Below are 12,613 nucleotides of genomic sequence, written 5' to 3' on the forward strand. Positions count from 1 at the left end.
CGTTTCTGCCATGTTGATGGTGATTCTTCTCGCAGCCCTTTCCGCAGTCGGCCTCGCCTCGACGATCGCCGCCCTCCGCAACGACGGCTACCGCCGCACGCCGACCGACCGGGCACGCCTCCCCTGAGCCGCGCCCGGCCCCTAGACTCTGCGGTGTGACGACGCCCTCGAACGCACCGGAGCAGTCTCCCGACCACCCCGAGGCGGCGGGTGCGCCGTCCGGTTACGCGGTTCCGCCCGCGCCCGCCGGCCACCCCGACGCCCCGCAGTACGCCGCACCCGGCGCAGCGCAGCACGCCGCACCCGACGCCCCGCAGTACGCCGCACCCGATGCCCCGCAGTACGCCGCACCCGGCGCAGCGCAGTACGCCGCACCCGACGCCCTGCAGTACGCCGCACCCGACGCCCCGTACGGAGCCGCGCCGCAGTATGCGGCTCCGGGATACGCCGCCGGCGCCTACGCGCCTTCGGCCTACCCCGCCGCGGCCGCCACGCCGGCCCCGGCGCGCAACCCACTGGGCCTCGCCGCACTGATCATCGGCGGCATCCTGATGCTGAACTCGCTGGTGTCGCTGCTGGTCCAGACCGCCACGATCCGCGGCGGCAACTTCCCGATGATCGGCGCCATCACGGCGTTCTTCTCGGTCGCGCAGGGCGCACTGGCCGTTGCGGCGATCGTCTGCGGCGCCATCGCGCTCACCCGCAAGGGTCGGGCGAAGGGCGCCGCCGGCGTGGGCCTGGGCATCGGCATCGCCGTGCTGTGGTCGGTGCTGAACGGCCTCTTCTACAGCTTCGGCATGCAGTTCATGTACTGATCACCGCGCGTCGGTGACCCGCTCGTAGACCTCGATCATCGCCGCGGTCCGCGACGACTGCCGGAACCGCTCGCGCACCGTCGGGTCGGGCACGCGCGGGCGGCCGGCGGAGATGTCGGATGCCGCGACCCGCAGCGCGTCGGCGAGTGCGGCGGTCGACGGGTCGGCGTGGACACCGTCGCCCACGGGCCAAAGGCCTGCGCCGAGCTCGGCCGCGAGGTCGGGATCGCTGACCACCGACGGCGTGCCGAGCGAGGCGGCCTCGAAGATCGTCATGCCCTGCGTCTCGAAGCCGAGGGACGTCTGCACCACCGCGTCGGCGGCGGCGATCCGCCGCAGGGTGCGGGCGTACGGCATCCGTCCCGCGAAGGTCACGATCGCCCGCGGCCGCAGCTTCTCGACGAGGCGCTGCGCGGCCCGCTGCTGGCCCCCGCCGCCGATGATCTCGACCTCGGCGTCGACGCCCGATGCCGCGAGCGCCTCGAGGAACGGCAGCAGCCGCTTCTCGGGGCTCATGCGTCCCAGCCACACGAAGCGCGGGCGCCCGGGAGCGCGCTCGGCCGGCGCGTCGGCGGTCACCTCGGCGAGGAGGTCGTCGTCGATGCCGTTCCAGATGACGTCGACGGCCGGCGGCGCGCCCGGGGTCGCCCCGGGCACCACGCCGTGCTGCTGCAGCCGGCGGGCGAAGTGGGCGGAGGGGGCGGTGACCGCCGAGGCGCCGGCGGCGAGCCCTCGCAGGTACGCCCAGCCGTCGCGCCCCTGCTCCACGGGCGCAGGCCGGCGTCCGAGCGCCCGCCGCTGCCACGCGTTCAGCACCCGCAGCACGAGCCGCGGGAACGGGGTCGTCGCCTCGATGCCGACGTCGAGCCGGTTGTGCATGGTGTGCACCACCGGCAGCGCGTGCCGGCGGGCGAAGCGGTACCCGATGAACGCGCCCCAGAAATCGGCCTGGACGTGGACGACGTCGACCGGGCCACGACCTGCGATCGCGGCATCCAGCCATCGATCGGTTCGACGCCCCGGCCAGCTCATCGAGTACTCGCGGTCGGCGGTGATGGGGACCGACGGCAGGTCGACGTAGGCGTCGTCGGCCTGCGCCGCCCGCGCGCGGGTGCCGTGCATGGCCGGCGCCACCATCGTCACGGTGTGCCCGACCTTCTCGAGGAAGCGGCGCTGCAGCCGCATCGACACCTGTGCCCCGCCGAGCGACTCGGCGTGCTGGTCGCCGAACATCACGACGTGCACGGGGCCTACTCGGGCAGCGGCTCGTCGCGGTACAGCGCCTCGAACGTGTCGAGGGTGCGCCGCATGTCGTGGACCTTGACGCCCTCGAGCGACGCCTGCTGCATGCGCAGCCGCTCCTCGGGCGACTGGGTCAGCACGGTGGTGAGCTTCTCGGCGAGATCGTCGACGTCGCCGGGGCGGAAGAGGTAGCCGTTCTCGCCGTCGTGCACCAGGTGCGGCAGCGCGACGGCGTCGGCGGCGACGATCGGCAGGCCCGAGGCCATCGCCTCCATGGTCGCGATCGACTGCAGCTCGGCGATCGAGGCGATGACGAAGGCGGTGGCGTTGCTGAGGAACGACCGCAGCTCCTCGTCGGTGGTGTGCCCGTGGAAGTGCACGCGGTCGGTGAGGGCGAGTTCGGAGGTGAGGTGCTCGAGGTTGCGGCGCTGGTCGCCGCTGCCGACGATGTCGAACCGCACGTCGAGCTCGGGATCGAGCTTGGCGATCGCGCGCAGGATGACGTCGATCTGCTTCTCGGTCGTGAGGCGGCCCACGAACACCAGGCGGTGCGCGTCACGGGGCGTGAGGTCTGCGGTGTAGTTGGAGGCGTCGATGCCGCAGCTGACCGGGATGACGCCTTCGATGTCGATCGTGCGCTCGAGGAACTCCGCGGCCTTGCGGGTGGGGGTGGTGACGGCGCGCGTCATCTTGAAGGTGCGCTCCGCGTCCTCCCAGGCGAGCTTTACGGCGTATCGCGTCATCGCCGCGGGGAGCACCGTGAAGTCGAGCACGTTCTCGGCCATCACGTGATTGGTCGCGACGACGGGGATGCCGCGCTTGCGGGCCTCGCGCGTGAGACCGCGGCCGATCACGATGTGGGACTGGATGTGCACGACGTCGGGCTGCACCTCGTCGAGCACCCGGCGGGCGTAGTGCTTCGAGCGGAACGGCATCACGAACGTGAGCCAGTCGTGCGGATACCACCGCCACGACGGCAGGCGGTGCATGGTCATGGGCTGGCCCTCGATGACCTCGGTGAACGTGCCGTGCTCGCGGTGCGTCTTGCTCGGAGCCATCACGTGCACCTCGTGGCCGCGCACGACGAGGCCGGCCGCCAGGCGCTCGGCAAACCGGGCGGCGCCGTTGACGTGGGGCAGGAACGTGTCGGCGCCGATCAGGATCTTGAGCGGGCGGGGAGCGGCGTCGGCAGCGGTGGCGTCGGGCGTCGCAGGATCGGTCACGGAGTCAGGGGCCTGTCTGTGCGGCGGGCGCGGTGCAGCGGCTGGGCGCCGCGCGGCATCCACTGTACCCGAGGGCTCTCGCGGCCCGCCCAGGAACGCGCCAGGTGCGCGCCCTACCCTGGGGGCATGCCCCGCCTGCAGGCCGACGCCGACCCGAATCTCTGGGTGCCCGTGACCGAATCGCTCGGCTTCCGCGGACGCCGTCACCGCAAGGCGGCGATCCGGATGCTGCTGACCCAGGCCGGTTCCGCCCTCGGCGGCGTCGCAACCGGCGCCCCCGCCGTCGACGCCGGCGCCGCGTCGGGTCCCGGTCGTGGCGCCGCCCGCCCGGGGAACGGCTTCGCCGCCTGGGCCATGAGCCAGGCCGCGCCGTTCCTCATGCGCAAGGCAGCCGGGCGCGTCCTCGTCTGGGTGTGGAAGGCCGATGCCGAGCTCGTCGTCGTGATGGCCCAGGTGCAGCAGGCGACGAACGACCTCCGCGCCGCGCGGGCGATGATGCCGATGGAGTACGACGACACCGAGTCGTTCCGCAGCGCCTACCTCGGCGTCGGCGAGAAGCTCGAGATGTCGCTGCCCGCCGACCCGCGCACCCCGCCGTTCGCGACCTATACGTGGGACACCGGCACCCACTTCGTCACCATCACGGCGGTGTGCTCCGACCGCGGCCGATTCGGCACCGTCATCGGCAGCGTCGACGACCTCGCCCGCACGCTGCGCCTCGTCGACGACCTCGAGGTCGGCGAGTCACCCGGCGTGCTGCGACTCGACCCGAAGTAGCCGGCGCACAGGAAAGGGGGCGGATGCCACGCGCCCGCCCCCGCCTGTCGCTCGACTCAGAAGCGGCGCTCGCGCCGGTCCTGCCGACGGTCCTGACGGCGGTCGACGCCGTTCGAGACCACCTTCGCCGTGCCGACGACCGCTGCCGTGCGCGCGACCGGGCGACCGATCATGCCGACCCGTCCCACTCGTCCGATTCCGATGGGCATCGTCACTCTCCTTCGTTCGTCATGGATGCGATCAGCGCCTGCGTCGGGATGCGGCCCGACGCCACGAGCTGACCGCCGTTGCGCCGGACGGCCACCGCGAACGGCGCCGCCCAGGTGTTCTCCCACACCAGCACGGCTGCGCTGCTGCCGGGTTCCATCGCCGCGGCGATGTCGATAAGGTCCTGCTCGGCGAGCACCTCGGCGAGCGTGGCCTCGATGACGCCGAGGTCGCCCAGGTCATCGATGTCTTCGAGCTCGTCGACGTCGATCGACCCGTCCTCGCCCTTGTGGACGAACATCAGGTCGAGCACGCGGATCGTGCCCTCGGAGACGAGGGCGAGCAGCTCCGCCGCCGCCTCGCCGGTCAGCCGGCTCTCTCCGGCCGGGAACTCGACCACGATGTAGTCGATCGGACCCAGTTCCTCGTCCACGCTGCCCTCCAGGCCTGCTTCACTCATGTCTGCTCCCTCTCGCGGGGCGCCCCTCGGGCGGCGCCACGGTCTATGCAACCGGTGATGCGGTCCGACGACGTCATGCGTATCGCGTGAACCGGCGATCGGAACGCGGGTGCTCCGCCGACGGCCGATACGGTGAGCAGGCCGACACCCCACGACGACATCAGGAGGCCTTCTCGCATGGGCGCAGTCATCGGAGACATCCTTCCCCTGGCACTGGGTGTGGCGATCAGCCCCATCCCGGTCATCGCCGCGATCCTGATGCTGCTGTCGCCGCGCGCCAAGGTGACGAGCGTCGGGTTCCTGCTCGGCTGGGTCGTCGGCATCATCGTGGCCGTGACGGTGTTCACGCTGCTGTCGTCGGTGCTGCCGCAGAGCGACGACGACGGCGGCCACCCGGTGCAGGGCATCGTGCGGATCGTGCTCGGTGTGCTGCTGCTCCTGGTCGCTCTGCGTCAGTGGCGGGGCCGCCCCAAGCGGGGCGAAGAGCCCACGATGCCGAAGTGGATGGCGGCGATCGACAAGGTCGGATTCCCTATGGCGCTGGGCCTCGGCTTCCTCCTCTCCGCCGTCAACCCGAAGAACCTCCTCCTCGCCGCCGGCGCCGGCGTCGAAATCGGGTCGGCGGGTCTCGATGCCGGGTCGATCGTGGTGGTGATCGCGGTGTTCACCGTGATCGCGGCATCCACCGTCCTCGTCCCCGTCGTCGGGTACCTCATCGCCGCCGAGAAGCTGCGTGGGCCGCTCGATGCGCTGCGCGTCTGGCTGGCCAAGGAGAATGCGGTCATCATGGCGGTGCTGCTGCTCGTGATCGGGGTGAACCTCATCGGCAAGGGCATCGCCGCCTTTTGACCCGCGCCCCGGTCATCGAGCGACCGCAGCGAGACGAAACGCCGCGCCCGCGGGACGCCGACCCACCGGTCGTTGAGCGAGCGAAGCGAGACGAAACGCCGCGAGCACCCGCGGGAGGTGCGGGCTACGGTGGAGCGGTGACTTCGGCGAACCACGACCAGGTGCTGCTCGACGGCGGCGTGTTCCGCATGGGATCGGACGAGTTCTACCCCGACGAGCGGCCCGTGCACGAGCGCGAGGTGGCGCCCTTCCGCATCGACCGGCACGCCGTCACGAACGCGCAGTACGCCGCGTTCGTCGACGAAACGGGGTACGTGACGGTGGCCGAGCGCGAGCTCGACCCGGCCGCGTTCGACGGCGCCGACCCGGCCGATCTGGTGCCCGGGTCGATGGTGTTCACGCCCACGTCCGGACCCGTCGACCTGGGCGACTGGCGCAACTGGTGGCGCTGGCAGCCCGGGGCGTACTGGCGCCGGCCGTTCGGACCGGAGTCGTCGATCGACGAGCGGCTGCGGCATCCGGTCGTCCACATCGCCTTCGAAGACGCCACCGCGTACGCGCAGTGGGCGGGCCTGCGCCTGCCGACGGAGGCCGAGCACGAGTTCGCGGCGCGCGGGGGGCTCGACGGCGCGCGGTTCGCGTGGGGTGACGAGCCGTATCCGGGGGGTGCCGCGCAGGCCAACTCGTGGCTCGGGCGGTTCCCGTACGACAACCAAGGCGTCGGGGATGCCGCACCCGTGGGCTCGTACGCCGCCAACGGCTACGGCCTCTACGACATGACCGGGAACGTGTGGGAGTGGACGACCGACTACTACACGCCGCGCCACCTGCGCCTGTCGGACAAGCCCGTCGACGCCGGCAAGCGCGCGAACCTGCTGGCCGCGGCGAGCGCGCAGGAGGGCTTCCCGTCGATCCCGCGCCGCGTGCTCAAGGGTGGTTCGCACCTGTGCTCGCCCGAGTACTGCCTCCGCTTCCGGCCGGCCGCCCGCTCGCCCCAGGCGGAGGACACCGGCATGTCGCACATCGGCTTCCGCTGCGCCTCGGACGCCTGACCCCATTCAGCCGGCGGGCGGCTCCGGTCGTTGAGCGAGCGAGGAACGAGCGAGACGCAACGCCCCGGACCGCCCGCAAGCGCGGGGCCGCCGACGCGTTGCCGGCCAGACGCGCCGTGGAATCACGCGTCCTGAACGACGCGCACGGGCGGGTCGCGGTGCCACACTTACCCCGTGGGCTCCGTCTTCCTCGCCAATCTGTCCTGGTTGCTGGCCGTGCTCGTGCACGCCGCGATCGTCATCACCGCGCTCATCGTGATCCCCCGAGGACGCAAGCCCACGGCCGCCATGGCGTGGATCCTCCTCATCGTGATCCTCCCCGGCGTCGGCGTGGTGCTGTACCTCGTGATCGGCAGCTTCCGCCTGCCGCCCAAGCGCCGGGCCGAGCAGGCCCGCATCGACGAGATCATCCGCAGCCGGGTGGCCGACGGGGCGCTGGGCGAGACGGATGCCTCGTGGCCGCGGTGGTTCCAGCGCGTGGTGCAGCAGAACCAGACGCTCACCGCGCTGCCGGCGTCGTCGGGCAACGAGGCGACGCTGCTGCCCGACTACCAGCAGTCGATCGACGCGATGGCCGCCGAGGTCGACACGGCGACCGACTTCGTGCACATCGAGTTCTTCATCGTCGGGTGGGACGACACGACGCGCGGATTCTTCTCCGCGATGGAGCGCGCCGTCGCGCGCGGCGTCACGGTGCGCCTGCTGGCGGACTACGTCGCGACCAAGAAGGTCTCGGCGAGCAAGCAGATGATCGCCGAGCTCGACCGCATCGGGGTCAAGTGGGCCTGGATGCTCCCGGTCGAGCCCTTCAAGGGCAAGTACCAGCGCCCCGACCTGCGCAACCACCGCAAGATCGTCGTGGTCGACGGTCGTGTGGCGTTCATGGGCTCGCAGAACCTCATCGCCCGCGACTACGAGTCGCCCAAGAACATCAAGCGCGGCCTGAAGTGGCAAGAGCTCATGACGCGGCTGACGGGGCCGGTCGTGGCATCCGTCAACACCGTCTTCCTCTCGGACTGGCTCATCGAGACCGGCGAAGACCTGTCGCAGACCGCCCAGGTTCCGCCCGCGCAGCTCGAGGTGTCGACCTCGCCCGACGCGCTGCAGTGCCAGGTCGTGCCGAGCGGGCCGGGCTACGACACCGAGAACAACCTGCGCCTCTTCTTGTCGCTCATCTACGGCGCGACCGAGAAGGTCATTCTCACGAGCCCCTACTTCGTGCCCGACGAGGCGATGGTCTACGCGATCACCAGCGCCTGCCAGCGGGGGCTGGAGGTGCAGCTGTTCGTCTCCGAGATCGGCGACCAGTTCATGGTGTGGCACGCGCAGCGGTCGTACTACCAGGTGCTGCTCGAAGCGGGCGTGCGGATCTTCCTCTACCCGGCGCCGTTCATCCTGCACTCGAAGCACTTCTCGATCGACGACGACATCGCCGTCATCGGCTCGAGCAACATGGACATCCGCTCGTTCAGCCTCAACAGCGAGGTCTCGCTGATGGTGCGCGGCGAGTCCTTCGTCGCCGGCATGCGCGAGGTCGAGCAGGCCTACCGCGACGCCGGCCGCGAGCTCACCCTCGAGGAGTGGAAGCGCGAGCCCGCCAAGGCGACCTTCCTCGACGGCCTCATGCGGCTCACCTCGGCGCTCAACTGACGGCTGACGGATGCCGCGGCCCGCGGCATCCGTCATCGCCCGGTCCTGCGGCGGCCGGGGGTGCGTGCCGCCGCCTGGTCGTTCGAGCCATGGCGTTTCGGCCGAGACCGGGGCGCCCGACCGCCGAACCATGGCGTTTCGGCCGAAGCCGGGGACGTCACCCTAGGTCTCGGCGGGAATCCCCTGCGTCGACGGCGAGGTGCGTGGCCGCCTCGCCGCCGAGTCTGCGCTCTCGCCCAGCGCACACTCGGGCCACCGGCGGTGGCCCCACCGCCGAACCATGGCGTTTCGGCTGAGGCCGGGGCGCCCTAGTGCCGAACCAAGGCGTTTCGGCCGAAACCGGGGGCGACGTCCTATGTCTCGGCGGAAATCCCCTGCGTCGACGGCCGCGGCACGTGGCCACCTCGCCGCCGAGTCTGCGCTCTCGGCCAGCGCAGACGGGCCACCGGCGGGCGCCCGACCGCCGAACCAAGGCGTTTCGACCGAAACCGGGGGCGTCACCCTAGGTCTCGGCGGCAATCCCCGGTCTCGACGGCGCGACGGCGCGACGGCGCGGCGGCGCGGCGGCGCGACGGCGCGGCGGCGACCGACGCCTCTCCTCCACAGCCGGGTCAGGGACGAATGATCGGGGCGCGGTCCACATCCGACCGCCGCGGGGTCCGGCGGAGGCATCGGCGCGGGCATGCTCAGGCGATGAATGCGCGCCTCAGCTCTGCACTGCTGCTCAGCCGCGAGCAGCCGTTTGAAGTCGTCCGGCTCGATCGCGACCGGCAACTGCATCGGATCCGCGCCGGTGCGTACGTGCGAAAGGACTTCTGGGACCGTCTCGCCCCTTGGGAGCGCTATCGAATGCGCGTACTCGCGGTGGCCCGCACGTGGGACTCGCCCATCTTCTGCCTCGAGTCCGCGGCAGTGCTGCAGGGGCTGCCGGTCTTCGGCGAGCCGACCCACATCCATGTGCTGAGCACCAACAGCCGCTCCTGGTGCGAGGGCGACGTCATCGTGCACGGTCATTCGGACGAACGGGAGGTGATGGATGCCGCGGGCACCGCGGTCACGTCACTCGCCGACACCGCGGTCGATCTGGCCCGCGTCCTTCCGCCGGCCTTCGCTCTCGCTGTCGTGGACGCTGCGGCCCGGCTCCTGGCGAAACGAGGCGAGACCCTCGAGGTCGCTGAGCGCGGCCGCGCGCAGGCCGACCGGCGCGGGGTCCGGCAGCTGGACTGGGTGCAGGCGCGCTTCGATCCGATCTCGGAGTCCGTGGGTGAGGCGGTGAGCCGTGCTGTCATCGAGTGGCTGGGATACGACGCGCCCGTTCTGCAGCGGATCTTCACCTACGAAGGCGAGACCGATCGCTCGGACTTCTACTGGCCGCGCCTGCGCATCGTCGGCGAGTCGGACGGCTACGGAAAGTACGATGCCGACGATCCCGAAGTCATGAGAGCGCACTTCGTGCGCGAGAAGAAGCGCGAGGACCGCCTGCGACGGCACGAAGGCGGCTTCGCGCGTTGGGACTGGGCCGACACACTGCGGTTCGAACCGCTCGATCAGAAGCTGCGCGCCACTGGTCTCGCGCCGGCGCACCCTCGCCAATCGCTGATGCTGCACACCCTGGCCCATAACCCGAGGTCTTTTCCTCCGCCAACCAAGGGAAGCTCGCCGAAACCGCGGACGACGTCCTAGGTCTCGGCGGGAATCCCCTGTCTCGGCGAGGGAGGGACGGGGCGGACGGACCGGGCAGGTCCGGCGGGAGGGGGCGCGGACGAAGAGCTGACGGATGCCGCGGGCCGCGGCATCCGTCAGCTTCCAGGGGCGACGGGGGTCAGACCTTGAGGTTCTGACGGGGGACGACGACCTCGCGGATGATCAGGAGGATGGATGCCATCACGGGGAGCGCGACCAGCACGCCGAGGATGCCCATGAGCGCGCCGCCGACGAGGGCGCCGATGAGCACGAGCGCGGCGGGGATCTCGATCGCCTTGTTCATTACGCGGGGGCTCACCACGTAGGACTCGAGCTGGATGTAGACGAGGTAGGCGATCGCGAAGATCAGCGCCTGCGTCGGGCTCGAGAACAGCGCGATGATCGACGCGAACACCCAGAAGATGACCGAGCCGAACAGCGGGATGAGCGTGATCACGAAGGCGATCACGGCCATGAGCGCGGGGAACGGCAGCCCGATCAGCAGGTGCAGCAGGAAGACGACGCCGGCGTTGATCGACGAGAGGATGACCGAGCCGATGAGCGCGCTGCCGACGGAGCCGGTGATGCGCTCGGTGAGGTCTTCGAGGCGGGGACGGCTGTGCGCGGGGGCGAGGTCGTAGAAGGCGCGCTTCGCGGCCGCCAGCGAGGCGAGGAAGTACAGCGTCAGCGCGATCACGATGAAGCTCGCCGAGATGGCTGCCACGAAGCCCACTCCGACCGCCAGCACACCGCCGCCGAGTGTTGCGAGGGTCGCCGGGGACGAGATCCATTCGGCGACCTGATCGAGCCCCGACAGCACCGCGACCTGGGCGTCGGTCGACAGTTGCGCGAACCAGTCCGACTGCGGGATCTCGGCGATCGCCTCGGGAACCGCCTCGACGAGCTGCACCAGCTGCGCGACCACCGGCGGCAGCACGAACACCACGAAGGCCACGATCACCAGGGCGAAGCCGCAGAAGACGATCGCGATGCCGGCGCTGCGCTTGACCCGATGCCGCTCGAGCAGACGCACGATGGGGTCGAGGCCGACCGCGAGGAACAGCGCCAGCACGATGTACACGAGGATCGTCGAGATCGACCCGATCGCCGAGCCGAGCACCAGCGCTCCCAGCACTCCGAGGGTGACGAGGAACCCCGTGCCGAGGGGATGGTCGAGCCCCGCGAGGATGTTCCAGGCGCGTCGCGGACGCTCCGCCGGATGGGCCTCGTCCACCGCGGCGGGGTCGGCGGAAGGCGGCGGCGAGGTGGGCTCGGTCATGCCCCCATGATGGAGCCTCTGAACGCCGGAGGAACAGTACGACGCGGTGCCCGTTTTCCGTCGTCGCGCGGGGCGGTTTGGGAGTACGGTTTGACCAGGACGCGGGGCGGCATCGCCGACCCGCCATCGATACCGACGGCTCGTCCCGTCGAGAAAGCTGGTGTGCAATGGGTGGAGGCTTCTGGGACTTCATCTTGTGGATGTTCTGGATCTTCGTGTTCGTGGCCTACCTCATGGTGATCTTCTCGATCATCGGGGACCTGTTCCGCGACCACGAGCTCAGCGGCTGGTGGAAGGCCGTGTGGATCATCTTCCTGATCTTCGTCCCCTTCCTCACCGCCCTGGTCTACCTGATCGCGCGGGGCTCGGGCATGCAGAAGCGCTCGATCGCCCAGGCGCAGGAGCTGCGGGCCGCTCAGGACGCCTACATCCGCCAGACGGTGGGCAGCTCGTCCAGTGCCGCCGACCAGATCGCGCAGGCCAAGTCGCTGCTCGACTCGGGCGCGATCACCCAGGCCGAATACGACGCCCTCAAGGCGAAGGCGCTCGCGGCGTAAGCCGCGCGGAAGCTAGGAGCAGACATGACGACCTTCGACTACGGCCCGATCGAGTTCTACGCGATCGGCTTCGACGGTGACCGTCCCGGTCCGGCTGTGCTGCAGGCGATCGACGACCTCGTCGCCTCGGGCACTGTGAACCTTCTCGACCTCGTCTTCGCGCGACGCTCGCCGGAGGGCGAGATCGAGGTGGTCGAGCTGTCCGACACGATCGACGACGGCGCGCCCGCCCTCGACCTCGCCGGCCTCGCTGGCGAGGAGGACATCCTCTTCCTCGCCGAGAGCCTCGAACCCGGCAAGTCGGCGGCGATCCTCGTCGTCGAGCTGCTGTGGGCGAAGTCCTTCGCCGCCGCGCTGTACGACGCCGGCGGCGCCGTGATCGGCCGCCAGGGCATCCCCGCGCCGATCGTCAACGCGTTCCTCGCCGAGAACGCCGACTGAAGGAGGAAGACATGCCACTCGGAAGATTCGGACGTCCCGGCCTGATCGGCATGGCCGCTCGCACCGCCGTCGTCGCGGGCACCGCGACGGCCGTGTCGGGGAGCGTTCAGCGCCACCAGCAGGAGAAGGCCTACCAGCAGCAGGAGGCCCAGGCCTACGAGATGCAGCAGCAGCAGGCCGCGATGCAGCAGGCCGCCCAGCAGGCCGCAGCGCAGCAGTACGCGGCCCAGCAGGCGGCAGCCCCGCAGGCCCCGGCCGGCGGCGGAGACGACCTGATGGCCAAGCTCTCGCAGCTCGGTCAGCTGCACGCACAGGGCATCCTGTCGGACGAGGAGTTCACCGCCGCGAAGGCGAAGCTGCTCTCCTGACGACCGCTTG

At 70.7% G+C, this 12,613-nt stretch carries 14 protein-coding genes; 9 read left to right on the top strand and 5 right to left on the bottom strand.

The window, feature by feature from the left end:
* Positions 1-155: 155 nt before the first annotated feature.
* On the top strand, positions 156-815 hold the full coding sequence (locus R8Z57_RS15065; protein WP_318354600.1) for a hypothetical protein: 660 nt from the start codon (positions 156-158) through the stop codon (positions 813-815).
* On the opposite strand, the gene R8Z57_RS15070 is transcribed toward R8Z57_RS15065, so the two are convergent.
* Together R8Z57_RS15070 and R8Z57_RS15075 are read right to left on the bottom strand one after the other, a co-directional pair.
* Positions 816-2,060 (bottom strand): glycosyltransferase, encoded by a 1,245-nt coding sequence (locus R8Z57_RS15070; RefSeq protein ID WP_318354601.1) that lies wholly within the window; start codon positions 2,058-2,060, stop codon positions 816-818. It abuts the gene before it with no gap.
* A 5-nt stretch (positions 2,061-2,065) separates the two neighbouring features.
* Positions 2,066-3,280 (bottom strand): glycosyltransferase, encoded by a 1,215-nt coding sequence (locus R8Z57_RS15075; protein WP_318354602.1) that lies wholly within the window; start codon positions 3,278-3,280, stop codon positions 2,066-2,068.
* A gap of 126 nt (positions 3,281-3,406) precedes the next feature.
* Between R8Z57_RS15075 and R8Z57_RS15080 the strand changes: the two genes are divergently transcribed.
* Positions 3,407-4,057 (top strand): hypothetical protein, encoded by a 651-nt coding sequence (locus tag R8Z57_RS15080; RefSeq protein WP_318354603.1) that lies wholly within the window; start codon positions 3,407-3,409, stop codon positions 4,055-4,057.
* A gap of 56 nt (positions 4,058-4,113) precedes the next feature.
* Here the strand turns inward: R8Z57_RS15080 and R8Z57_RS15085 are convergent, their stop codons facing one another.
* Both R8Z57_RS15085 and R8Z57_RS15090 read right to left on the bottom strand, forming a co-directional pair.
* Entirely contained in the window at positions 4,114-4,266 is a 153-nt protein-coding gene (locus tag R8Z57_RS15085; RefSeq protein ID WP_318354604.1) for a hypothetical protein, read from the bottom strand.
* Between the two features lie 2 nt (positions 4,267-4,268).
* A complete protein-coding gene (locus R8Z57_RS15090; RefSeq protein ID WP_318354605.1) occupies positions 4,269-4,724 on the bottom strand; it encodes a DUF6325 family protein in 456 nt (151 codons plus the stop codon).
* A 177-nt stretch (positions 4,725-4,901) separates the two neighbouring features.
* On the opposite strand from R8Z57_RS15090, the gene R8Z57_RS15095 reads away from it, so the two are divergent.
* From R8Z57_RS15095 to R8Z57_RS15110, 4 genes are all read left to right on the top strand, one after another.
* On the top strand, positions 4,902-5,573 hold the full coding sequence (locus R8Z57_RS15095; RefSeq protein ID WP_318354606.1) for a GAP family protein: 672 nt from the start codon (positions 4,902-4,904) through the stop codon (positions 5,571-5,573).
* A 137-nt stretch (positions 5,574-5,710) separates the two neighbouring features.
* Positions 5,711-6,625, top strand: coding sequence for a formylglycine-generating enzyme family protein (locus R8Z57_RS15100; RefSeq protein ID WP_318354607.1), 915 nt, complete (start codon positions 5,711-5,713; stop codon positions 6,623-6,625).
* Between the two features lie 174 nt (positions 6,626-6,799).
* Positions 6,800-8,275 (top strand): cardiolipin synthase, encoded by a 1,476-nt coding sequence (gene cls / locus R8Z57_RS15105; protein ID WP_318354608.1) that lies wholly within the window; start codon positions 6,800-6,802, stop codon positions 8,273-8,275.
* 693 nt (positions 8,276-8,968) lie between these two features.
* Positions 8,969-9,958 carry a hypothetical protein gene (locus R8Z57_RS15110; RefSeq protein WP_318354609.1) on the top strand — a complete coding sequence of 330 codons (990 nt, stop codon included), beginning with the start codon at positions 8,969-8,971 and terminating at the stop codon, positions 9,956-9,958.
* 139 nt (positions 9,959-10,097) lie between these two features.
* Here R8Z57_RS15110 and R8Z57_RS15115 read toward each other — a convergent pair whose 3' ends face one another.
* Positions 10,098-11,237 (bottom strand): AI-2E family transporter, encoded by a 1,140-nt coding sequence (locus R8Z57_RS15115; RefSeq protein WP_318354610.1) that lies wholly within the window; start codon positions 11,235-11,237, stop codon positions 10,098-10,100.
* Between the two features lie 167 nt (positions 11,238-11,404).
* Between R8Z57_RS15115 and R8Z57_RS15120 the strand changes: the two genes are divergently transcribed.
* Genes R8Z57_RS15120 through R8Z57_RS15130 form a run of 3 tightly spaced genes read left to right on the top strand, consistent with a single transcriptional unit; the run spans position 11,405 to position 12,603 of the window.
* A complete protein-coding gene (locus R8Z57_RS15120; RefSeq protein WP_318354611.1) occupies positions 11,405-11,794 on the top strand; it encodes an SHOCT domain-containing protein in 390 nt (129 codons plus the stop codon).
* 24 nt (positions 11,795-11,818) lie between these two features.
* Entirely contained in the window at positions 11,819-12,235 is a 417-nt protein-coding gene (locus R8Z57_RS15125; protein ID WP_318354612.1) for a DUF6325 family protein, read from the top strand.
* Between the two features lie 11 nt (positions 12,236-12,246).
* Positions 12,247-12,603: an SHOCT domain-containing protein gene (locus R8Z57_RS15130; protein WP_318354613.1), complete on the top strand. Its 357-nt coding sequence runs from the start codon at positions 12,247-12,249 to the stop codon at positions 12,601-12,603.
* Positions 12,604-12,613 lie beyond the last annotated feature (10 nt).

The organism is Microbacterium sp. M3, from assembly GCF_033548675.1.
In the GTDB taxonomy this organism is placed as follows: domain Bacteria; phylum Actinomycetota; class Actinomycetes; order Actinomycetales; family Microbacteriaceae; genus Microbacterium; species Microbacterium arthrosphaerae.